The organism is Amycolatopsis sp. NPDC058986 (assembly GCF_042741125.1).
Lineage (GTDB): Bacteria > Actinomycetota > Actinomycetes > Mycobacteriales > Pseudonocardiaceae > Amycolatopsis.
On sequence record NZ_JBHYJW010000007.1, the window covers coordinates 1 to 20,578 of the forward strand.

At 70.9% G+C, this 20,578-nt stretch carries 21 protein-coding genes and 1 pseudogene; 11 read left to right on the plus strand and 11 right to left on the minus strand.

Annotated elements, in window-relative coordinates; all coding sequences use genetic code 11:
- The first annotated feature begins 284 nt into the window (after positions 1 to 284).
- Both ACFW0G_RS08750 and ligD read left to right on the plus strand, forming a co-directional pair.
- Complete coding sequence (locus ACFW0G_RS08750) at positions 285 to 872, plus strand: phosphatase PAP2 family protein (RefSeq protein ID WP_378324507.1); 588 nt, start codon at positions 285 to 287, stop codon at positions 870 to 872.
- A gap of 55 nt (positions 873 to 927) precedes the next feature.
- Positions 928 to 1,881, plus strand: a complete 954-nt coding sequence (gene ligD / locus ACFW0G_RS08755) for a non-homologous end-joining DNA ligase (protein WP_378324282.1) — start codon at positions 928 to 930, stop codon at positions 1,879 to 1,881.
- Here the strand turns inward: ligD and ACFW0G_RS08760 are convergent.
- On the minus strand, positions 1,878 to 2,585 hold the full coding sequence (locus ACFW0G_RS08760) for a CDP-alcohol phosphatidyltransferase family protein (RefSeq protein WP_378324283.1): 708 nt from the start codon (positions 2,583 to 2,585) through the stop codon (positions 1,878 to 1,880). The two genes, ligD and ACFW0G_RS08760, sit on opposite strands and share 4 nt — an antisense overlap.
- 53 nt (positions 2,586 to 2,638) lie before the next feature.
- On the opposite strand from ACFW0G_RS08760, the gene ACFW0G_RS08765 reads away from it, so the two are divergent.
- The 5 genes and pseudogenes from ACFW0G_RS08765 to ribA all read left to right on the plus strand — a co-directional run bounded on the left by ACFW0G_RS08765 (position 2,639) and on the right by ribA (position 7,542).
- Positions 2,639 to 3,607, plus strand: a complete 969-nt coding sequence (locus ACFW0G_RS08765) for a zinc-binding alcohol dehydrogenase (RefSeq protein ID WP_378324284.1) — start codon at positions 2,639 to 2,641, stop codon at positions 3,605 to 3,607.
- A gap of 28 nt (positions 3,608 to 3,635) precedes the next feature.
- Positions 3,636 to 4,034 (plus strand): 6-pyruvoyl tetrahydropterin synthase family protein, encoded by a 399-nt coding sequence (locus tag ACFW0G_RS08770; protein WP_378324286.1) that lies wholly within the window; start codon positions 3,636 to 3,638, stop codon positions 4,032 to 4,034.
- A gap of 8 nt (positions 4,035 to 4,042) precedes the next feature.
- Positions 4,043 to 5,098 (plus strand): annotated as a pseudogene (locus ACFW0G_RS08775) (glycosyltransferase family 4 protein); the annotation flags it as partial.
- 12 nt (positions 5,099 to 5,110) lie between these two features.
- A complete protein-coding gene (locus tag ACFW0G_RS08780) occupies positions 5,111 to 5,926 on the plus strand; it encodes a methyltransferase domain-containing protein (protein ID WP_378324508.1) in 816 nt (271 codons plus the stop codon).
- Positions 5,927 to 5,931: 5 nt separating this feature from the next.
- Complete coding sequence (gene ribA / locus ACFW0G_RS08785) at positions 5,932 to 7,542, plus strand: GTP cyclohydrolase II (RefSeq protein WP_378324287.1); 1,611 nt, start codon at positions 5,932 to 5,934, stop codon at positions 7,540 to 7,542.
- Between the two features lie 34 nt (positions 7,543 to 7,576).
- On the opposite strand, the gene ACFW0G_RS08790 is transcribed toward ribA, so the two are convergent.
- From ACFW0G_RS08790 to ACFW0G_RS08820, 7 genes are all read right to left on the minus strand, one after another.
- A complete protein-coding gene (locus tag ACFW0G_RS08790) occupies positions 7,577 to 7,984 on the minus strand; it encodes a hypothetical protein (protein WP_378324288.1) in 408 nt (135 codons plus the stop codon).
- A gap of 331 nt (positions 7,985 to 8,315) precedes the next feature.
- On the minus strand, positions 8,316 to 9,272 hold the full coding sequence (locus ACFW0G_RS08795) for an acyl-CoA dehydrogenase family protein (protein ID WP_378324290.1): 957 nt from the start codon (positions 9,270 to 9,272) through the stop codon (positions 8,316 to 8,318).
- Positions 9,269 to 10,345 (minus strand): acyl-CoA dehydrogenase family protein, encoded by a 1,077-nt coding sequence (locus ACFW0G_RS08800; RefSeq protein WP_378324291.1) that lies wholly within the window; start codon positions 10,343 to 10,345, stop codon positions 9,269 to 9,271. Before ACFW0G_RS08800 ends, ACFW0G_RS08795 begins: the two co-directional genes overlap by 4 nt.
- A 5-nt stretch (positions 10,346 to 10,350) precedes the next feature.
- The gene (locus ACFW0G_RS08805) at positions 10,351 to 11,160 is read right to left on the minus strand and encodes an enoyl-CoA hydratase/isomerase family protein (RefSeq protein ID WP_378324293.1); all 810 of its coding nucleotides are present in this window, start codon (positions 11,158 to 11,160) and stop codon (positions 10,351 to 10,353) included.
- Positions 11,161 to 11,170: 10 nt separating this feature from the next.
- Positions 11,171 to 11,971, minus strand: a complete 801-nt coding sequence (locus ACFW0G_RS08810; protein ID WP_378324294.1) for an enoyl-CoA hydratase family protein — start codon at positions 11,969 to 11,971, stop codon at positions 11,171 to 11,173.
- Positions 11,968 to 13,275: an MFS transporter gene (locus ACFW0G_RS08815; protein WP_378324295.1), complete on the minus strand. Its 1,308-nt coding sequence runs from the start codon at positions 13,273 to 13,275 to the stop codon at positions 11,968 to 11,970. Before ACFW0G_RS08815 ends, ACFW0G_RS08810 begins: the two co-directional genes overlap by 4 nt.
- 47 nt (positions 13,276 to 13,322) lie before the next feature.
- Positions 13,323 to 14,576, minus strand: a complete 1,254-nt coding sequence (locus ACFW0G_RS08820; protein ID WP_378324296.1) for a CaiB/BaiF CoA transferase family protein — start codon at positions 14,574 to 14,576, stop codon at positions 13,323 to 13,325.
- Positions 14,577 to 14,715: 139 nt separating this feature from the next.
- Between ACFW0G_RS08820 and ACFW0G_RS08825 the strand changes: the two genes are divergently transcribed.
- A complete protein-coding gene (locus ACFW0G_RS08825) occupies positions 14,716 to 15,702 on the plus strand; it encodes a LysR substrate-binding domain-containing protein (RefSeq protein ID WP_378324297.1) in 987 nt (328 codons plus the stop codon).
- Positions 15,703 to 15,793: 91 nt separating this feature from the next.
- Here ACFW0G_RS08825 and ACFW0G_RS08830 read toward each other — a convergent pair whose 3' ends face one another.
- On the minus strand, positions 15,794 to 16,474 hold the full coding sequence (locus ACFW0G_RS08830) for a DUF4232 domain-containing protein (protein ID WP_378324298.1): 681 nt from the start codon (positions 16,472 to 16,474) through the stop codon (positions 15,794 to 15,796).
- A 194-nt stretch (positions 16,475 to 16,668) separates the two neighbouring features.
- On the minus strand, positions 16,669 to 17,370 hold the full coding sequence (locus tag ACFW0G_RS08835) for a creatininase family protein (RefSeq protein WP_378324299.1): 702 nt from the start codon (positions 17,368 to 17,370) through the stop codon (positions 16,669 to 16,671).
- 74 nt (positions 17,371 to 17,444) lie between these two features.
- Between ACFW0G_RS08835 and ACFW0G_RS08840 the strand changes: the two genes are divergently transcribed.
- Positions 17,445 to 18,230, plus strand: a complete 786-nt coding sequence (locus ACFW0G_RS08840; protein WP_378324300.1) for an inositol monophosphatase family protein — start codon at positions 17,445 to 17,447, stop codon at positions 18,228 to 18,230.
- Positions 18,231 to 18,267: 37 nt separating this feature from the next.
- On the opposite strand, the gene ACFW0G_RS08845 is transcribed toward ACFW0G_RS08840, so the two are convergent.
- A complete protein-coding gene (locus ACFW0G_RS08845; RefSeq protein ID WP_378324301.1) occupies positions 18,268 to 18,528 on the minus strand; it encodes a hypothetical protein in 261 nt (86 codons plus the stop codon).
- Positions 18,529 to 18,703: 175 nt separating this feature from the next.
- Here ACFW0G_RS08845 and ACFW0G_RS08850 point away from each other — a divergent pair, with 175 nt between their 5' ends.
- The gene (locus ACFW0G_RS08850; protein ID WP_378324302.1) at positions 18,704 to 19,543 is read left to right on the plus strand and encodes a helix-turn-helix domain-containing protein; all 840 of its coding nucleotides are present in this window, start codon (positions 18,704 to 18,706) and stop codon (positions 19,541 to 19,543) included.
- 91 nt (positions 19,544 to 19,634) lie between these two features.
- Positions 19,635 to 20,576, plus strand: coding sequence for an alpha/beta fold hydrolase (locus tag ACFW0G_RS08855; protein ID WP_378324303.1), 942 nt, complete (start codon positions 19,635 to 19,637; stop codon positions 20,574 to 20,576).
- Positions 20,577 to 20,578: the final 2 nt, after the last annotated feature.

Below are 20,578 nucleotides of genomic sequence, written 5' to 3' on the forward strand. Positions count from 1 at the left end.
CCAAAGGGCTACGCCACATGACCCGAGACATCAACCGACCACTCACCCTGCTCGGCATCCACCCCTAACCCCACAACGACTTTGCCGGAACCCTGCCCAGGGTGGGAGGGGGATGCCCCGAGGTACGGGACCGGCCGGGCGCAGGGGGCCAGGAGGCGAGTCGGTAGCGTTGGCGGGTGAGTTTTTCGTCGGCCGAGTCATCCGTCGGGCAATCGAACGGGCAGGGTGCAGGGCAGGGCGCCGAGTCGTCCGTGCGGCAAGAGAGTGCGGCGACGTCGCGGGGCATGGCCCGTATCGCGACCGAGGTGCTCGCGCCGTGGGTGTGGGTGCTCGGGCTGCCGCTGGTCGTGGCGTGGCAGGTCACCGGGTACAGCCTCGGCCGGGCGTTGCTGTGGGGGCTGGTGGTCGGTGTCACCGGTTCGCTGATCCCGATGGCGGTGATCGTCCGCGGCGCCAAGCGGGGCAGCTGGGAAGGCCACCACGTCACCGATCGGGCGGGGCGGCTCGTGCCGTTCGCGGTGTGTATCGGCTCGCTCGGCGCCGGGTTCGTGATCCTGCTCGCCGGCGGCGCGCCGCACGAGATGATCGCGCTGGCCGCGGCCGAGCTGGCCAGTCTGGTCGTGGCGCTCGCGGTCACGTTCGGGCTGAAGTTCAAGGTCTCCATCCACGCCGCCGTCGCGGCCGGGGCCGTCGTGATCCTCATGGCGGTCTACGGGCCATGGCCCGCGCTGCTGTTCCCGCTCGTCGGCTGGGTGAGCTGGTCCCGCGTCGCGTTGAAGGACCACACGACACCCCAGGTCGTCGTGGGACTGGTCCTCGGGCTCGTGGTCGGGGGCGGCGGTTATCTCGCGCTGGCGGCGGCGCTCGCCTGAGCGCGAGCATTCACCGAGTTGACTGTGGCCCCACTGGTGGGCAAGGGTCGATCGCATGAGCGGCGAAGAGGCCCGGCAGGGCGTGACGCTGACCAATCTCGACCAGCCGCTGTTCGACGGCGCCGAGGCGACCAAGCGTGATCTGGTCGACTACCTCGAGGTCGTCGGTGACCGGCTTGTCCGGCAGCTGCGCGGCAGGCCGCTCTCGGTCGTCCGCATCCGGCCGGGGCAGGAACCGTTCATGCAGAAGAACCTGCCCAAGTACACGCCGGACTGGGTCAAGCGGGTCTCGATCTGGGCCGAGTCCTCCCATCGCCAGGTCTCGTACGCGTTGTGCGACGACGTGCGGACGTTGCTGTGGTTCGGCAACCAGCGTGCGGTCGAATACCACCCGACGCTGCTGCTCGCCGACTACTCCCAGGGCCCGACGCACCTCATCCTCGACCTCGACCCGCCGCCCGGCGACGCCTTCCGCAAGGCGGTCGAGGCGGCCAAGCTGATCCGTGCGGCGCTGGCCGACGACGGGCTCGCCGGCGCGGTCAAGACCAGCGGCGCCAAGGGCGTGCACGTGTTCGTGCCGATCGTGCCGGGGCTCGCGATCGACGACGTCGCGGCGGCCACCCGCGCGGTCGCAGCCCGTGCCGAGCGGATCGACCCGGCGCTCGCCACCACGGCGTTCATCCGCGAGGACCGGGGTGGGAAGGTCTTCCTCGACTCGACCCGCGCGGGCAGCGCGACGGTTGTCGCCGCCTACAGCCCGCGGATCCGTCCCGGCGCCCCGGTCTCCTTCCCTCTCGCGTGGTCCGAAATCGACGACGTCACCCCGGCCGACTTCACGCTGCACACCGCTGTCGAGCGGCTCGGCGATCGCGATCCGTGGGCCGAGGAGATGCCCGAGCCGCAGCAGTTGCCCGCGGATCTCGTCGAGGAGGGGCACACCATCCCGATCGCCCGGGTCCAGGCGATGCACGAGGGCAAACGCCGCGCCAGGGCCCGCCGCGCGAACTAGCCCGCGCGGTGCCGCGCCAGCCAGGTCACATCGCGGCCGAACGACCAGCACAACGACGTGAGCGCCAGCCCCGTCACCAGCACCGCAAACGTTTGCGGCAGGACGTCGGCCGCCGCGACGACGAGCACGACGCCCTGGACCGCGGCAACGGTCTTGCGGCCCATGCTCGGCGGCAAAGGCGCCTTCAGCCAGGGCAGGAACCAGGACACGGCCACGAAGACGTACCGCATGGCGCCGATCGCCAGTACCCATGGCCCGAGCGACCGCGCGACGAAGACGCTCAGCACCAGGATGAGGAACGCGTCCACTTCCATGTCGAACCGCGCGCCGAGCGGGGACGCGGTGCCGGTGCGGCGCGCCACCTGTCCGTCGACGGCGTCCAGCGCCAGTGCGATCGAGGCGAGCGCGACGAGCGTCGTGGTCGGGGCCGGTCGTGTCACGGTGTCGGCGACCAGCGCGGTGACACAGCCGACGAGCGTCGCTCGCGTGAGCGTGACGACGTCTGCGGGCCCAAGTCGTGTCGCTCGCAGAGCGACGAGCAGGAGTCCGCACAGCGCGATCGCGTACGCCAATCCGCTGAGCCAGCCCGCGAGACCGAGGCCGTCCACTTTCCACACCAGCGCCAGCAGAACGAGCTGGAGCGCCGCTCCCGCGAACGGTCCCCACCCGAACGTGACGGCGCCACAGCGGATCCGGATCGCCATGCTCGGCTCCTCTCACCGCGTAGGGTGCGATCGAGAGTAGCTCGGAGGTATCCATGCGCGCCGCGAACGCTTTCTGGCTCACTGGCCCCGGCCACGGCGAGATCCTGCCGGTCGAGCTGCCCGAACCCGGGGACGGCGACGTCGTGGTGCGGAGTATCTGCTCGGGGATCAGCCGCGGCACCGAGACGCTGGTTTTCCGTTGTGGTGTACCGGAAAGCCAGTACCACCTGATGCGCGCGCCGTTCCAGGAAGGCGAGTTTCCCTGGCCGGTCAAGTACGGCTATCTCAACGTCGGAGTCGTCGAGGAAGGGCCGCGCGAGCTGCTCGGCCGGACGGTGTTCTGCCTCTACCCGCACCAGACCCGGTACGTCGTCCCGGCCGCCGCGGTGACGCCGGTGCCGGACGCCGTGCCTCCGGGACGCGCCGTCCTCGCCGGCACGGTCGAGACCGCGGTGAACGCGCTGTGGGACGCGAAACCGCTGATCGGCGACCGGGTCGCGGTCGTCGGTGCCGGGATGGTCGGCTGTTGCGTCGCGAAGCTCCTGGCGGGTTTTCCCGGGGTTCGCGTGCAGCTCGTGGACGTCGAACCGGCGCGGGCGGAGGTCGCGGCCGGGCTCGGCGTCGAGTTCACCAGCCCCGCGCAGGCCAAGGGTGGCTGCGACCTCGTCGTACACGCCAGCGCGTCCGAGGCAGGGCTCGCCCGGTCGCTGGAACTCCTCGCGCCGGACGGCGTCGTCGTCGAGCTGAGCTGGTACGGCGACCGGAAGATCAGCCTGCCGCTCGGCGAGTTCTTCCACTCGCGGCGGCTGACGGTGCGCGGCAGCCAGGTCGGCACCGTGGCGCGGCCGGGGCGTGACTTCGCCGACCGGATGGCGCTGGCGCTGGAACTGCTCGCCGATCCGGCGTTCGACGTGCTGGTCACCGGGGAATCCCGCTTCGAAACCCTCCCCGCGGTGATGACGCGTCTGACGAACAGTGAACCGTCCGCGCTTTGTCACCGTGTCCTCTACGAGGGGACCTAGGCACGGCCGACGTTTCTGGAGGGAACGGGTGTTCACTGTCACCGTCCGCGACCACATCATGGTCGCGCACAGCTTCCGCGGCGAGGTCTTCGGCCCGGCGCAGCGGCTGCACGGAGCCACGTTCGTGGTCGACGCCTCGTTCCGCAGGGCGGAACTCGACGCGGACGGCATCGTCGTCGACATCGGCCTCGCCACCCGGGAACTCGGCGCTGTGCTGGGCGATCTCAACTACCGCAACCTCGACGAGGAGCCGAAGTTCGCGGGCGTGAACACCTCCACCGAGTTCCTGGCCAAGGTCGTCGCCGACCGGCTCGCCGAGCGTGTGCACGCCGGTTCGCTCGGGGAGGGCGCCCGCAGGATCGACGGCATCGTCGTCACACTGCGTGAGTCCCATGTCGCCTGGGCCAGTTACGAGCGTGCGTTGTGACCGGCGAGGTGCTCGTCGTCCTGCCCGGCGACGTCGACGACGTCTCGGTGCCCAGCGGCGGTAACCAGTACGACCGCCGCGTCTGTCAGGGCCTGCTGGTCGCGGGATGGCGAGTGCGCGAGATCGCCATCGCGGGTGACTGGCCCCGGCCGGACGACGACGCGCGAACCGAACTGACCAAGGCTCTGGCCGAAGCGCCGGACGACGCGGTGGTTCTCGTGGACGGGTTGGTGGCCTGCGGTGTCCCCGAGATCGTCGTGCCGGAGGCCCGGCGGCTGCGGATCGCGGTGCTGCTGCACCTGCCGCTGGCGGAGGAAACCGGACTCGCGCCCGACACGGCCGCTCGCCTCGACGCCGCGGAACGGGAAACGCTCTGGGCGGCGAGTGCGGTCATCACCACAGGTGTGGCTGCGGCCCGTCGGTTGATCGAACGTCACGGGCTGGACCGTGACCGGGTGCACGTCGTCCCGCCGGGCACCGACCCCGCGCCGCCCGCGCCGGGCACCGACGGGATGTCGCGGCTGCTGTGCGTCGGTTCCGCGACGCCGCGCAAAGGGCAGGACGTGCTCGTCGAAGCGTTGGCAGCGCTGGAAGATCTGCCGTGGACGTGCGAACTCGTCGGGCCGCTGCGACGCGATCCCGGGTACGTCGAACGGCTTCGCGCGCTCATCGAAAGGCGCGGCCTACGGGATCGGATCACCCTCGCCGGGCCACGGATCGGCGCCGATCTCGACGCCGCGTACGCGTCCGCTGACCTCGTCGTGTTGCCTTCGCACGCCGAGACGTACGGCATGGTGATCACCGAGGCGCTCGCCCGTGGACTGCCGGTGCTCGCGACCACCGCCGACGGCGTCCCGGACACGCTCGGTCTCGCGCCGGACGGAACCATGCCGGGAATCCTTGTCCCGCCGGGAAACGCCGACATCCTCGCGGACACCCTCCGCTGCTGGTTCGCCTCGCCGAGCCTGCGTGATCAGCTGCGGGAGTCGGCACGGCTGCGGCAGCGTTCGCTGCGGGGCTGGGGCTCGACGACGCGGCAGCTCGCGGAAGTGCTGGAGCGGCTCGAAGCGACCGGCATCGGGGGCGGGTTTTCGGTGGAATGGTTGCGGCTGCGGGAAAGCGCGGACGCCGCCGCCCGTGCCGACGAACTCGTCGAGCTGCTGCGGACGCGTCTGCCGGCCCGTGCACCGCTGGTGATCCGCGACCTCGGTTGCGGCACCGGGGCGATGGGGCGCTGGCTCGCCCGGCGGCTTCCCGGGCCGCAACGCTGGATCCTGCACGACCGCGATCCCGTCCTGCTCACGCACGCGGGCGAGAGCCTGCCCGCCACCGGGATGGGCGGCGAGCCGGTCACGGTCGAGACCGAACGCCGCGACATCACGCAGCTGCACGCGGACGACCTCGCCGACACGTCGCTGGTGACGGCGTCCGCGTTGCTGGATCTGCTCACCGCCGCCGAGGTCACCGCACTGGCCGACGCCTGCGCCGAGCATCCGACGCTGCTGGCGCTGTCGGTCGAGGGCCGGGTCGAGCTGACCCCGCCCGATCCGCTCGACAGTGAGATCGAGGCCGCGTTCAACGCCCATCAGCGCCGCACCACCGAGGGCCGCGATCTGCTCGGCCCGGACGCCGTCGACTTCGCGGCCGGGGAGTTCGAACGCCGGGGCGCGGTGGTGCACCGGTATGCCAGCCCGTGGCGGCTCGGCGCGGCGGAGGCGCCGCTGCTGGTGGAATGGCTCCGCGGCTGGGTCGCGGCGGCCTGTGCGCACCGGCCCGGCCTGACCGTGGCCGCTGAGTCCTATTTGGACAGACGGCTGGCGGAATGCGCGGACGGTGTGCTGTGCGCCGTCGTCCACCACGGCGATCTGCTCGCCCTGCCGGCCGGGGTGTGAGGACGATGCGGGCGTTCCTGCCGTGGCTGCGGGCCCTCGCGGCGCCAGCGATCATCGGGATCCTGGTGTGGCAACTGGGCTCGGCGGCGTTCCTGGCCGCGCTGCACGTGATCGACGGCCGCGCGGTGCTCGCGGCCCTGGCGATCGGCGCGGTGACCACCGTGTTCAGCGCCTGGCGCTGGTGCCTCGTCGCGCGGCGTCTCGGCCTGCGGCTTTCCTTGCGTACGGCCGTTCCCGACTACTACCGGGCGTTGTTCCTCAACGCCGTCCTGCCCGCCGGGGTACTCGGCGACGTCCACCGCGCCGTTCAGCACGGACGCGGTGCCGGAGACGTCGGGCGCGGCGTGCGCGCGGTGGTGCTCGAACGCACCGCGGGCCAGGTCGTCATGATCGGCGCCGGGCTCTCCGTCCTGCTCTTCCGCCCGTCGGTGGTGCCCGCCGAATTCCGCGACGTCGTCACGATTTGCGGCGTCGTGGTGGTGTTCGCCGCGGGGTGCCTGCTCGCCGCCGGTTTCACCGTGGGACGGCGGTGGGCGGCCAGTACGTCGAAGTGGCGCCGCGGGCTCGGCGTCACGCTCACCGACATCCGCGCGGGGCTGCTTTCGCGCGATTCCTGGCCCGGTGTGGCGGTGCTGTCCGCGTTGACACTGGCCGGGTACCTCGCGATGTTCCTGGTCGCCGCGCGGGCCGCGGGCTCCACCGCCCCGATCGACGAGTTGCTGCCCCTGCTCGTACTGGTGCTGCTCGCGATGGGCTTGCCGGTGAACATCGGGGGCTGGGGACCGCGTGAGGGCGTCGCCGCGCTGGCCTTCGGTGCCGCCGGGCTCGGTGCCGCGCAAGGGCTCACCGTCGCGGTCGTCTACGGCGTGCTCGTGCTCGTCGCGAGCCTGCCGGGCGCGGGAGTGCTCGTCCTCCGTGCTCTGGCGGACTTCTGGGAACAGCGCAAGAAGGACGAGAACGGCGAGGATGGGACGAGGGCGATGACCGAGTCGGAACGCACCGGGGCACGCCTCGTCGAGCGGATCGTGGGCACCCGGCTTCCCACGGCGTATGGGGATTTCCGCGCCGTCGGGTATCTGGACCGGCGGAGCGGAGACGAGCACGTCGCGCTCGTTCACGGCGATGTCAGCGGATACGGGACGTTGGTGCGGGTCCATTCGGAATGTCTCACCGGCGACGCCTTCTCCTCGACGCACTGCGAATGCGGGGATCAGCTCGCCACGGCGTTGCACGCCATCGTCACGGAAGGCGCGGGCGTGCTCGTCTACCTGCGGGGTCACGAGGGACGGGGGATCGGGTTGCTGGCCAAGCTGAAAGCCATGCGGCTGCAGGAAGAGGGGCTCGACACCGTGGACGCGAACCTCGCGCTGGGACTGCCGGTCGACGCCCGGGATTTCCGGCCCGCCGCCGAGATCCTTCGTGACCTGGGTGTGCTCTCGGTCCGGCTGCTCTCGAACAATCCCGACAAGCTGGACGCGCTCCAGCGCGACGGGATCGAGGTCGTGGAACAGGTGCCGCTGCTGGTGCCGCCGAACGCCGAGAATCTCCGGTATCTGCGGGCGAAACGGGAGCGGCTCGACCACTACCTGCCGCATCTCGACGAGGTCGGCACCTAGGCCGCGTTGGACAAGTAAGGCTCGTACCGCCGGATCACTTGATGGTCGCGGTGGCCTTCCACGGCGTGACGACGTGCGGGCAGACGCGGCCGGCGTCGGGACGGCAGGTCCGTACCGCGGAGATGGTGACGGTGCCTTCCCCAGCGGCGTGGAAGGTCGCCGAGGCGCCACCGCCCGGTGTGGTCGTGCCCGTGGTCCGGCCGAGAGCCTGTGGCTCACTGGTTTGCGGGATACCCCAAGAGTAGGTGAGCCCCTGGTCTCGGTAGCCGGTGAGCCGGACCGCGATGGTGTCCCCGATATTCGCGCGCACGGATCGGCCGTTGTCGGTGTTCGTGAGCACGACCCGGCCGCTCTGCCCGGCGATGGCCGGTGTCGCCGTGGCGACGGTGCTCGCGATCAACGCCAGCCCCGCCGCCGCGGCCGCGTACTTCGTTGTCCTCAATGCTCCTCCATGACTCCCGCCGCCCCTTGGCGATCCCGGCTTCCCATGCTTCCGGGCCGTGCACACCACGGCGAGCGGTGCGCTCCTGATCCACTCGAACGGGATCGTCCGGTCTTCACGGGGCCCGCCGCCGGGTACGGGGGCGCCTCCCCGGAATGAGGGCTACAAACCGTGCATGCGCCTGCACACCCCTGCGACGTGACGGCGATCAGCGCGGGGATCCCCCTCGGTCGAGGTCGGCCTGATACTGGTCGAGGGCAAGCCCGCGCTGGTCCTGCAGCCCGGCGCCATCGCGTGAGCCCGGCTCGTACCAGGCCGTGTCGCTGGTGGACTACGGACGGGCACCGCTCCGGAGAGTCCCCGGTGTGGTGAGCGACCAGAGGGATGGCTCGTCCGCCGGTACGGCTTCGTCTCCGTGGTCGCGGCGCGGGACGCCCTCGTCGCAGCCGGCCCACAGCAGTTTGGTCCGCCAATGCAGTCCGGCCTCGTGCGTGATGCCCATCGCGCCGTGGAGCTGGTGGGTGGTCTGGGCTATCCGAGGTGCGACGGCGCTGGCGACCTCGCGCGCGGTGACCAGCGAGAAGGCGAGTGCGTCCGAGTCGTCGCCGAAGAGGCGGTGCCTGGCCTCGTAGGTGCTGGTTTCCAGTTCCCGGAGGTCGACTTTCACCTGCCCCAGCAGGGTCCGGACCGCGGGAATGGCGACGAGTGGCCTGCCGAACTGGACGCGCTGGGTGACGTAGCGCCGGGTTTCGGCGACGGCACCCTGTGCCGCGCCGATCATCTCCTGGCACCGGAGGACGTCCGCCAACGCGGTCAGCCGCAGCGGGATCTCCGGCGGCGGTGGTGGCGCGAGACGGTAGGGCCGACCCGCGAGATCGCGTCCGGCTTCGTCGCCCGGTATGTCGTGGCTGACGCTGCCGTCGGCGGCGACGAGGACGTCGGCGATCGGTGCCCAGAGTCCTTGCGCGGTCGGATGAACGGCGATGGCGTCCACTTCGGACACCGGAGTCCTGGCCGCGGCGCGGGCGACCAGCGTCTGGCGGAGCGGGAGCGCGATCCCGCCGCGCGCGAGAGCTGTCACCGCGCCGCAGGCCGCGTCGGCGAGTTCTCGCTGGTTCTGCTCCTGTGTGCCGTCGGCACGGAAGTCGTCGAGGATGGTGGTCCAGCCGAGCCCGGCCGCGATCCGCCAGTGCTCGCGCGGGTCGCCGGGCCGTTCCCAGCCCGCGATCACCTCGCTGACCGCGTCGTCCAGATCCTTTTCCAGAGTGTGTTCGATTTGACTGGTCATCGGTTGTCCTTGGCGATCATCGACAGCATGACTTGGGCCGCGCCACCGCGGATGCCCGAGGCGGGCGAGGCCGCGAGGGCCTGGTCGTAGAGCGCGCGGACGGCAGGGGCCGCCCGCGGCATGAGCGGCCGCGCCCACTCGATGACGCTCAGCTCGAACTGGTTGCCGAGGTACTTGCTCATGGCGGCCTGCACGACCGGGGCGCCGCCGGCGTCGAGCGTTCGCGCGGTCTCCAGTACCCAGGCACGCAGGATCTGCAGACGTGCGGCCAGTCCCCGCAGTTCGCGCCGGGCGGCGTCGTCCACGAGGCCCGCGGTGAGCACCGCGGACAGGAGCGGGTAGGTCGACAGGAACCGTTCGGGGCCGCCCCGTTCGAAGGCGAGCTGGCCGACGACCTGCCGCCAGCCCTCGCCGACCCCGCCGATCACCCAGCGGTCCGGAACGTGCACGTCTTCCAGCGCGACTTCGTTGAAGTGGTGCTCACCGCGCAGATCCAGGATGGGCGTGACGGTGATTCCCGGTGTGTCCATGGCGACGATGAACTCCGTCAGCCCGTCGTGGTGGTCGGGTTCGCGGGATGTCCTGGCCAGGACGTACAGGTGGGTGGCCAGGTGGGCGCCGCTGGTCCAGATCTTGCGCCCGGTGATGCGCCAGCCGTCGCCGTCGCGGACGGCGGAGGTCCGCAACGAGGCCAGGTCCGATCCCGCGTCCGGCTCGCTCATCCCCAGCGCGAAGGTGTAGTCAGCGCGGGCCAGCGGCGGGCAGAACTCCTCGCGCAGCTCCGGCGTGCCGTGCCGGAGCAGAGTCGGGCCGATCTGCCGCTCTCCCACCCAGTGGGCGGCGAGTGGCGCTCCCGCGCGCAGAAGTTCCTCGGTCACCACGAGACGGTCGACGGCGGTGCCGCCACCGCCGCCCAGGTGCCCGGGCCAGGAGACGGCCAGCAGCCCGGCTTTGCCGAGTTCGCGGCTGAAACTCGCGTCGTACGCGCCTGCCCAGGAATCGCATCGTGGTGTGAACGGATGGGTGCCGAGGAAGTCTCGGACTCTGTTTCGCAGGGCCTCGGTTGTGGTCATCTGCCTCACTCTCCGGTGTAGTGCGGTGGACGCTTGTCGAGGAAGGCCGAGAGCGCTTCGGCGGAGTCGGCGGTCGCCTGGACGACGGCCTGGTGCGAGGCGATCAGGTCCAGCGAGGTGCGCAGGTCGGCGTGCTCGCCCGCCTGTACCGCGCGCTTGATCAGTTCGACCGCGATCGGTGGCTGGGACGCGAGGGTCGCGGCGAACTCACCGGCCCGCGCCCGTAGCCGGTCGTGCGCGCAGATTTCGTCGGCCAGTCCCCACGCCAGCGACCGATCCGCGTCGACGAACTCTCCTGTCCACAGTAGACGCAGTGCTCGAGACCGTCCCACGATGCGCGGCAGGTAGTGACAACCGCCGTCGCCGGGTACCAGGCCGACCCGCACGTAGCCCTCGGAGAACCGCGCGCGGTCCGAGACGATCCGGTAGTCGCACATCAGGGCCATGTCCATGCCCGCGCCGACCGCGACTCCGTTGACGGCGGCGATCAGCGGCTTGGTGAGATCTTCGGCGGCTCTGGCCACCGGGTGCACGTGTTCGGTCATCAGGCGGCGGCTGCCCAGCGGCGAGCGGGTCTGGCCGAGGTCGCCGAGATCGGCGCCCGCGCAGAAGGCGTCGCCGGTGCCGGTGAGGACGACGGCGCGCACGTGGTCGTCGGCCTGGAACGCGCGGTACGCCTCGGCCCAGGCGCGCAGCACTTCGCCGGTGAAAGCGTTCTTGTGCCGAGGACGGTCCAGGACGATCCAGCCGACGTGGTCTTCGACGCGGACGTCAAGGCCGGGCACCGACGGCAACGCGGTGGGCGGGGAGGTCATCACGGCTCCTTTATTGTGTTGGGGCGCAAGAGGTTTCGGACGAGGCCGACTTCCAGACCGGGCTGCGGCGTTCGAGGAAGGACGCGATGCCTTCCCCGGCTTCGGCACCACCGGCGAGCCGCGCGGCGAGGGCGATCAGCTCGCTCGTGTAGGCAGCGAAGAACTGCCGCGTGTTCGTTGTGGTGAGGTGTTTGGCGGCGGCGAGCGCACCGGGAGCGGCGGACCGCAACCCGGCGAGCACGGGTTCGAGTGCCGCGTCGACGTCGTCGTCGGCGATCGTGACCAGGCCGATGCGCGCCGCTTCGGCGCTGTCGAACGGTTCGCCGGTGAGGTAGTAGCGGGCGGCGGCGCGCGGGTCCAGGCGGGGCAGCACGGTCGTCGACAGGACGGCGGGCGCGAGGCCGATGCGCACTTCGGTGAAGGCGAAACTCGCGGCAGGGCCCGCCGCGACGATGTCGCAGGCGCCCAGCAGCCCGAGCCCGCCCGCCCGTGCAGGTCCGGTCACACGGGCGACGACGGGTTTCGGTGCTTCGACGACGGTGCGCAGCAGATCGGCCAGCCGCTCGGCGGTGACGCCGGTGCCCGCGCGGGCTTCGGTGAGGTCGATGCCCGAGCAGAACGCTTCGCCGGTGTGGGTGAGCAGCACGGCCCGGATGCCGGAGTCCTCGGCAGCGCGGTTCAGGTGCGCGGCGAGGTCGTCGACGAGCCGGATCGAGAGAGCGTTGCGGTTGTGGGGCGAATCGAGGGTGAGGGTGGCGATGCCGCTGTCGTCGGTGCGGCGCACCAGCGGCGTGGTGGTTCCGTGGATCATGCGGGACTCGTGCTTTCGTCGGCCGGGGCGAGGGTGGTGAGCCGCCGCAGGTCTCTCGCCGGATTGATCAGTACGGCGCCCAGGACTGCTCCCGCCAGCAACAGCCCGCCGCAAACACCGAACCCGGCCGCGTAGCCGCGATCCGCGGTGAGGAAGCCGCCCATCACCAGCGGTGCGAACACACCGGCGGACGTGGCGATGGCGGTGGTGGCCGCGGTGACGGCCAGGCGGCGCTCCGGCGGTACCAGCTCGCCGATGAGCAGCCAGATCATCGGATAGAACGCGCTCGGCAGGCCGAAGGCCACGGTGATCAGGACGAGTGCCATGCCCTTTTCGGTGTGCGGGAACAGGATCATCGTGGCGCCGGAGACAGCGAGCAGCGCCATGCCCGGCAGGCAGTAAGCGCGGCGGCTGTCCATGCCCCCGCGGCGCAGCCGCGTGGCCACGGCGCCCATCGCGAGGATTACGACGGTGGCGAGCAGCGGGGGCAGCGCGGTGAGGGTACCCGCCTGCTGACGCCCGATGCCGAGACCGGAGGACAGATATCGGGGCAGGAAACCCAGCGCGGTGGTGGTCGCCCAGAAGGCGACGAAACCGGTGAGAACGGCGCCGATCACCGTGCCCGACAGGAAAAGCACGCGGTACGGCACCGGAGCAGCGCCCTCGCGCGGCGATGCGGCCCGCCTGTCTTCGGCGGCGGTCCCGGCGTAGGGGCCGTCGCGCGCGATCAGCAGCCACACCGCGGACCACACCACGGAGAGGGCGAACAGGACGCCGAACGCGGTCCGGTAGCCGAAGTCCGCGATGATCCAGCTGAGCAGCGGCGCGCTCGCCACGACACCGAGGGTGGGTCCAATGTGGACCAAGGCGTTGGGCAGGGCACGGTCGCGTGCCCGGAACCAGCCGTAGACGGTATGCGTCGCGGCGGGCACCGCCGGCCCTTCGGCAGCGCCGAGGGCGATCCGCGAGGCGATCAGGGCGGCGAGGCCGAGCCCCGCAGCCACGGGCAGCGCCGTCACACCCCAGACGAGAGCGAGCACGACCATGACCCGGGTCGAACGACGCTTCGCCGCGGCGAAACCCACGACGATCCCGGAGACGCTGAACAGGAAGTAGAAGCTGGACTGGACGAGGGCGTACTGCCGCTCGCCGAGGCCGAGGTCCTTCATGATCGGCTCCGCGGCGAGGCCGACCACCGTCTTGTCCGCGTAGTTGATCAGCAGGAAGAGCAGGACGAGCACGGTGACGGTCCAGGCCCGGCCGGTTCGAGCGCGGGGCGGGACGAAGTGTTCGGAGGGTGCCATGGGTTCTCCTGGGGACGACGACGTTGTCGCTGGGGTGAGCCCCGGGCTCAGTCGCACCGCGTCGGGGCGGGGGCCGGTGCCGGTGTCCGGGCGAGCCGGGCCGGGTCGAAGCCCGCCTCGGCCAGCACCTCGTCGGTGTCCGCGCCGACGGGCGGGAAATGCCGGTAGATCCCGGCAGGTGTGCGGGAGTAGCGCACCGGCGGGGCGACGAGGCGGCAGGCGCCCTCGGTGGGGTGCCGGACCGTGCGGACAAGGCCGCCTTGGCGGGCGTACTCGCTCTCGGCCGCCTCCTGGAGGCTGTACACGGGATGCGCCGGGATGCTCACGCGGTCGCAGAACTCCTGCCACTGCGCGGAAGTGAACTGCGGAGTCAGCTCCCTGACGTGGCCGTACAGTTCGTCGGCGTGCGCGATGCGGGCCGGCATGCTCGCGAAGCGTGGGTCCGCGGCCAGTTCGGGACGGCCCGCGTGGGCGAAGAAGTCGCGCCAGTTGCGGTCGTTGTACGGCAGGACGCACATCCAGCCGTCGGCGGTGCGGCAGGCCCTGCGCTCCTTGCTCAGGACACGCGGGTAGCCGTATCCGGGTTCTTCGGTGGGGTCGAGTGAGGCGCCCGCGAGGTGCTCGACCAGGTTGAACGCGATCATCGTGTCGGCCATCGGCACCTCGACGTGCTGGCCCTCGCCGGTGCGGTCGCGGTGCCGCAGCGCGGCCAGTACGGATTGGACGATGACCAGGCCGCACACCTTGTCCACCAGGACCGTCGGCACGTAGTAGGCCTCGCCGGTGACCTGCTCGTTCAGCCAGACCAGGCCGGAGGCGGCCTGGAGGATGTCGTCGTAGGCGGCGTTGTCGCCGAGCGGGGAATCGCTCCGGAAACCCTGTGCGCTGACATAGACGAGGCCGGGGAGTCCGTCCGCCAGGTCCTCGTAGCCCAGCCCGAGCCTGCCCAGCGCGCCGGGGCGGATGTTGGTGATGAAGGCGTCGGCGGTGGCCAGCAGTGCGAGGAGCGCCTCGCGCCCGGCGCCGGTCTTCAGGTCGAGGGACACGCTGCGCTTGTTGCGGTTGAAATTGAGCGAGGCGCCCGCCATCCCGGGGTGGCGGCGCGGCTCGAAGTGCCGGGTCGGATCCCCGCCCGGCGCCTCGACCTTGACGACGTCCGCGCCCAGATCGGCCAGTTGCGCACCCGCGTACGGGCCCATGATCACGGTGGCCAGCTCGACGATCCGCAGTCCGGCCAGCGGGCCGGTGGGCGCCGCGGCCGCGCCGTCTCCGGCGACTTCGTCCACCTGGTAAGGCGACATCGCCTCGCACCTCCTGTGTCCTCCGGCGGCCCGGCCTCGTCGGCGTCGACGATCGGGACCGTGCTGGTGAACACAGTCAAAGCGACATCATTGATCTATCGCCAATACTTTCTGGCCCATTATTCATATGCTTGGGCCTATGGATCTGACCACGCGCTTGCTGGAGCAGTTCGTCGTCCTGGCCGAAGAAGAGCACTTCGGGCGAGCCGCCGAGCGCCTCTCGATGAGCCAGCCGCCGCTGAGCCAGGCGATCCAGCGCCTCGAACGCGCTCTGGGGGTGCGGCTGCTGGAGCGCAGCACCCGCGCCGTACGGCTGACCGCGGCCGGAGCCGCCTTCGCCCGCGACGCCCGGCACCTGCTCGAAGCGCAGCAGGCCGCCGTCGGACGCGCGCGGCGCATCGCCCACGGCACCGAGGGCGAACTGCACCTGGGCTTCATCAGCGGTATCACCTACACCTTCCTGCCCCGCGTGCTCCGGCTGACGCGGCACCGCTTTCCCGCGTTGCGGCTGCACCTGCACCAGAACACGTCGGTCGAACTGGCCTCGATGGTCCGCTCGGGCCGCCTCGACCTCGCCTTCGTCCGTGGACCGCTCGCCGACCCCGACGGGCTCGATCTGCACGAGGTGGCGGCCGAACGCCTCGCCGTCGCGTTGCCCGCGGACCATCCACTCGCCGAACGCACGGCCCTGCGCCTGGCCGATCTCGCCGGCGAAAGCTTCGCGCTGCCGTCCCTGACCGCGCTCGCGGGCCTGGCCGAGCAGGTCACCGCCGCCTGCCGCGCCGCCGGTTTCGCTCCGCGCGACGGCGCCCGCGCGGACAGCCTTCCCGGCCTCATCAGCCATGTCGCGGCAGCGACCTGCGTATGCCTGGTGCCCGCACAGGTCCAGACCGGGGCGTTGCCCGGGGTGGTGTTCCGGACGCTGGAAACCACGCGGCCGCAAGGACACGACGACGACGCGGGCGGTACCGACGACCTGACCCTGACGATCATCGCCGCCACCCGCGCCGGGCAGCGGGACCCGGCCGTGCACCGGGTACTGGCCCTGCTGCGGGACGACCATCCCGGCGACGCCGGGGATTCCACGGCAATCAGCCCCGATGTGAACCAAAAAAGAATCACGTGACGCCGGCGGTGTGAATTCCGGACAGCGAAATCGCCGTGGGAATTCTGGTTCCCACGGCGATTTCGCAGTTCGTTTCGGTGTGTTCTCTTCGCTACTTGGGGGTGCTGGGCTGGACCGGGGCGATGTAGGTGCCGGGGTGGGTGGCGCCGTCCTGCTTGGCAAGGCCCACGCTGTCGACCCAGGGCAGGGTCTGGGTGTTGGTGGTGTTGGGCGGGGTCACGGCCATGCTGGTGACGTTCCAGCCGGTGCCGCCGTCGGCGCCGTCACCGGTGACAGGGGCGGAGGTGGAGTAGGTGAGATCGGCGGTGGCGTATTCGCCGGAGGCGAGCAGGACCGGCATGACGGCCGCGTTGGTGCGAGCCAGGTCCCAGCTGGTGCCGTCGGCACCGTCGAGGCGGACGCCGGGGAAGCCGCGCACCACGCAGGGCACCGCGCTCTGGTTGGTCAGCTTGAGCTGGAACCGCATCTGCGTGGTGGTGCCGGGGACCAGATCCGGCGCCGTCGACGTCACCTTCAGGTTTGAGCAGTTCGGGTGGCCGCCGGCGTTGGCGACGCCGGTGCCGTCGGCGACCGGGGCGCCCTTCGCGCCCGTGCCCTGGAGGGCTCCGCCGTTGGGGGCCGCGCCGATCCCGCCGCCGACGCCGCCGGAGCCCTGCGGAGCAGGCGCCGCGTTGCCCGCCTGGCCGGTCGAGCAGGCCCCCAGCGCACCCACCGCCGCCACCGCGGCGATCGCCATTCCGCCGCGCCGGATGATCTTCGCGTTGATACCCATTTCAGTCCCCTTGAATAGTGCTTGTGTATTTGCGGAGCGTTTTTCGAAGTCACCAGCAAAGATGTTCGAGGGGGCGATTAGGTGCTGTCGTTGTGATCTGGATCACCGTAAAGCAACGACGTTATCGGTAAATGTCCGTGGATTGTTTACGCAGGTCGACGGCCTATCTGGCGCTAGTATTGCCTGTTTGTGCGTCAGCGAATGACCGAAAGACAGTCCGCGAACGACGCCACGAGGCTCGCGATGACGGCACGTCCCTTCTCCGCCGACGCGAGAGAGGGACGCCCGGCCACGCCCGATTCGGTGTAGTGCGCGAGTCCGGTGGTGAGCAGGTGGCGGCGGTCGCCGGTGACCACGTCGGCGGTGGCGTAGCCCGCGCGGACCAGATCCGGATGGGCGTGCAGCAGCACCGAGGTCTCCAGCTCGCCCGCGTGCATGTCCTCGTCGATCGAGCTTTCCAGCCCGCCGTCCGCGCGCGCCGCCTGCCAGTCCTCCGGCATCGGGAACAGGGCGAGGGAGCCGCGGGCTTCCTGGACCACATTGGACAGTACGTAGTTGCCGCCGTGCCCGTTGATGAGGACGAGCCTGCCGACCCCGGATCGCCGCAGCGAGTCCGCGATGTCTCCGACGACCGAGTAGAGCGTCTTCGCCGAGATGCTCACCGTCCCCGGCCAGGTCGCGTGCTCGTGGGAGCACGAGATCGTGATCGGCGGCAGCTGGAGCACGGGGTAGGACTCGGCGATGGCCTGCGTGATCGTCACGGCGATCGCGGTGTCGGTGGCCAGCGGCAGGAATTCGCCGTGCTGCTCGAAGCTGCCGACCGGGAGCACGGCGACCGTCGCGCCGCGATCCCGTTCGTCGACGGTGGTGCTCCGCGGGAGGAAGTGCGTGGTCATGGGCTCGCCTTCTCGTCGTCGGCCGGGCGTCGATTATTGATCGGCGGCGGGGGCGGCGGCTACCGTGAGCACCGATGAACGACTACGCGCAGTTGCTGCCGATCGCCCGCGCGGCGATGTCCACCGCCCGGGAGATCGTGCTCTCGCGTGGCTCGTTTTCGGTGGCCGCCAAGGGAGATCGGGACATGGTCACCGACGTCGACCTCGCCGTCGAGGACGCGGTGCGTGGCCTGCTGGGCAAGGAAACCCCGGAGATCCCGGTCGTGGGCGAGGAACGCGGTGGCCGGGCCGCCGGCGGGCTGTGGTGGACGCTCGATCCGGTCGACGGCACCGCCAACTTCGCCCGCGGCATCCCGCTCTGCGCCGTGTCGCTCGCCCTCGTCGACGGCTCCCGCAGCGTGCTCGCCGCGATTTCGGCGCCGTTCCTCGACGTCGAATACTCCGCAGTGGACGGCCACGGTGCCTGGGCAGGGGAGCAACGGCTGCGCTGCTCGGAGGTCACCGACATCGCCGACGCGGTGATCTCGCTCGGCGACTTCGCACTCGAGGAGCACGAGAGCGATCGCAACCGGGTGCGGCTCGGCCTGCTGCGCGACCTCGGCGCCCGCGCGCAGCGGGTCCGCATGATCGGCACCTCGGCGATCGATCTGGCGTGGGTGGCGCACGGCAAGCTCGACGGCACCATCAACCTGTCCAACCATCCGTGGGACACGATGGCGGGAGTCCTGCTGGTCCGGGAAGCCGGTGGTGCCGTTCTCGATGAAGACGGCACCGGGCACTCGGCGGATTCTGCGGTGACCATCGCGCTCAGCCCCGGGGTGCGTGACGAGATCATGGCTACGCTGCGCCGGAACTCCTGACCTGGCGCTTCCCGTTTCGCAGCGCTCGATCGCAGGACTACTGGCCGGCCACTCGGGCGTCGAACTCGGCGAGCCAGGCCCGGAAATCCTCTGGCCCGTACAGAAATCCCTGATCAGGGGTGGCGGAGTCGGCGGCGCTCAGCGCGTCGATGGTGTCCCACACCGCCTCGTCCTGGGCGTCTCCGGCTTCCTCGGCGAGCCAGGGACGGGCCCACTGGGCGGCTTCGTCGCGGGCGATTGTTCCTTCGGTCAGGCCGGTGAGGAGTTTCCTGATTTCGTCACGAATGGATTCGGACACCTGTGCGATCCTAGGGCAGGCGAGTCCGGTTGTCTCGCCCCTGGCCAGGGGCGAGCGACAAGGCCCGGTCTCGTGTAGACAGTCCACTCGCCTGCCGGCGTGCGCGAAGCGAGCAGGTGAGAGCCTGGGTGTCACATGTCCTGGCACATCCGGCTCGGCGGCCTAGGCTGGATTCGTGACCGACAGCCCGTTAGCCGGATTCCTGCGCGCTCGTCGTGCGCAGGTGCGCCCCGCCGAACTCGGCCTGGCCTCTTCCGGGGCCCGCCGGGTTCCGGGCTTGCGGCGCGAGGAAGTCGCGGCGGCCGCCGGGATCAACGTGGACTATTTCGCCAGGTTGGAGCAGGGCCGTGAGCGCAACCCCTCGGTCCAGGTCGTCGAAGCCCTGGCCCGCGCGCTTCTCCTCGACGAGGAGGCTCGTGTCCACCTGCACCGCCTGGCGGGCACGGTGGCTCCTGGCGGCCCAGCCCGGACGAAGCCGCTCTCCCCGGAGTTGGTGGCCCTGCTGGAGCACGGGGTGTCCGGACCCGCTCTCGTACTCGATTCGCGGATGGACGTGCTGGCTTCCAACGTGCTCGCCCGCGCCTTGTACTCCTCCTTCGGCAGGCTGGACAACCTCGCGCTCATGGTCTTCCTCGACCCCGCGGCGCGCGAGTTCCACCAGCCGTGGGAGCGTGCCGCCCACGCCGCGGTGGCGAATCTGCGCCGGGCGTGCGTGGCCGAGGCCGGGCACGACCGGTTGCTGGAGCTGGTCGCGATCCTCACCCGGCACAGCCGGGAGTTCGCCGGCCTGTGGAGCAGCAGGCAGGTGCGGGGCACCACCGGTGGCGCGGAACGGTTCCGGCACCCGGAGGTCGGCGTCCTCAGCCTGTACCGCCACGGTTTCGACGTCCGCGACCACCCCGGCCTGCAGCTGATCGTCCACCACGCGGAGCCGGGAAGCTCCGACGCGGAAGCACTTTCGCTGCTGGGAGCTCTGCACGCCACCCAGGAGTCATCGGGTCACCATTCCGTCTGAAGACCGCGCACCCGCGACGGTCGCGTACTCGGTGTCCCAGCGGTGAATCGAAGAGACCACCCGTGTCCTCGCCGACAAGAAGGAGAAAATGATGTCCGTACCGGTGACGCCGTCGGCCCGAAACGTCTTCGTCCCGCACGCTTTCCCCGAAAAGCAGGTCGACCTCGGCGAGGTCGTCCTCAACTACGCCGAGGCCGGCGAGCCCGGCAAGCCCGCGCTGCTTCTGCTGCCGGAGCAGACCGGGTCGTGGTGGAGCTACGAGGCCGCCATGGGCCTGCTCGCGGAGCACTTCCACGTGTTCGCGGTCGACCTGCGCGGTCAGGGGCGCAGCACCTGGACTCCCGGGCGCTACAGCCTCGACAACTTCGGCAACGACCTGGTGCGGTTCATCGCGCTCGCCATCCGGCGGCCGGTCGTCGTGGCGGGCTGCTCCTCGGGCGGGGTGCTCGCCGCCTGGCTCTCGGCCTACGCGCTGCCAGGGCAGATCCGGGGGGCGCTCTGCGAGGACGCACCGTTGTTCGCCGCCGAACTCGCCCCCGCGCACGGGCCCGGTATCCGCCAGGGCGCGGGCCCGATTTTCCGGCTGTACCGCGACTATCTCGGTGACCAGTGGTCGGTGGGCGATTGGGCAGGCTTGGTCGCGGCCGCCCAGGCATCGACCGCCACGATGCTGAGCTCGGTGAAGCTGCCCGAGGAGCCGCCGCAGAACCTGAAGGAGTACGACCCGGAGTGGGCCCGCGTGTTCTTCGAGGGCACGGTCGGGCTCCACTGCCCCCACGATCGGATGCTGTCGCAGGTGAAGACACCGGTGCTGCTCACCCAGCACGCGCACATGACCGATCCGGAGACCGGCGAAGCGATTGGTGCCCTATCGGACCTGCAGGCCGAACGGGCACAGGCGATCATCCGCGCGGCGGGCGTCCCCGTGGACTACCAGTCCTTCCCCGAAGCGGCGCACGTCATGCACGCCACCGAACCGGCTCGCTACGCCGCGGTCCTGACGGCATGGGCCACGAAACTGCCCGCGGCCTGAGG

Bases quoted from the DNA above. Each gene is read 5' to 3' on its own strand.
- ACFW0G_RS08750 (WP_378324507.1), top strand. From the start codon at position 285: ATGGCCCGTATCGCGACCGAGGTGCTCGCGCCGTGGGTGTGGGTGCTC.
- ligD (WP_378324282.1), top strand. From the start codon at position 928: ATGAGCGGCGAAGAGGCCCGGCAGGGCGTGACGCTGACCAATCTCGAC.
- ACFW0G_RS08760 (WP_378324283.1), bottom strand. From the start codon at position 2,585: ATGGCGATCCGGATCCGCTGTGGCGCCGTCACGTTCGGGTGGGGACCG.
- ACFW0G_RS08765 (WP_378324284.1), top strand. From the start codon at position 2,639: ATGCGCGCCGCGAACGCTTTCTGGCTCACTGGCCCCGGCCACGGCGAG.
- ribA (WP_378324287.1), top strand. From the start codon at position 5,932: ATGCGGGCGTTCCTGCCGTGGCTGCGGGCCCTCGCGGCGCCAGCGATC.
- ACFW0G_RS08795 (WP_378324290.1), bottom strand. From the start codon at position 9,272: ATGACCAGTCAAATCGAACACACTCTGGAAAAGGATCTGGACGACGCG.
- ACFW0G_RS08800 (WP_378324291.1), bottom strand. From the start codon at position 10,345: ATGACCACAACCGAGGCCCTGCGAAACAGAGTCCGAGACTTCCTCGGC.
- ACFW0G_RS08805 (WP_378324293.1), bottom strand. From the start codon at position 11,160: ATGACCTCCCCGCCCACCGCGTTGCCGTCGGTGCCCGGCCTTGACGTC.
- ACFW0G_RS08810 (WP_378324294.1), bottom strand. From the start codon at position 11,971: ATGATCCACGGAACCACCACGCCGCTGGTGCGCCGCACCGACGACAGC.
- ACFW0G_RS08815 (WP_378324295.1), bottom strand. From the start codon at position 13,275: ATGGCACCCTCCGAACACTTCGTCCCGCCCCGCGCTCGAACCGGCCGG.
- ACFW0G_RS08820 (WP_378324296.1), bottom strand. From the start codon at position 14,576: ATGTCGCCTTACCAGGTGGACGAAGTCGCCGGAGACGGCGCGGCCGCG.
- ACFW0G_RS08825 (WP_378324297.1), top strand. From the start codon at position 14,716: ATGGATCTGACCACGCGCTTGCTGGAGCAGTTCGTCGTCCTGGCCGAA.
- ACFW0G_RS08830 (WP_378324298.1), bottom strand. From the start codon at position 16,474: ATGGGTATCAACGCGAAGATCATCCGGCGCGGCGGAATGGCGATCGCC.
- ACFW0G_RS08835 (WP_378324299.1), bottom strand. From the start codon at position 17,370: ATGACCACGCACTTCCTCCCGCGGAGCACCACCGTCGACGAACGGGAT.
- ACFW0G_RS08840 (WP_378324300.1), top strand. From the start codon at position 17,445: ATGAACGACTACGCGCAGTTGCTGCCGATCGCCCGCGCGGCGATGTCC.
- ACFW0G_RS08855 (WP_378324303.1), top strand. From the start codon at position 19,635: ATGTCCGTACCGGTGACGCCGTCGGCCCGAAACGTCTTCGTCCCGCAC.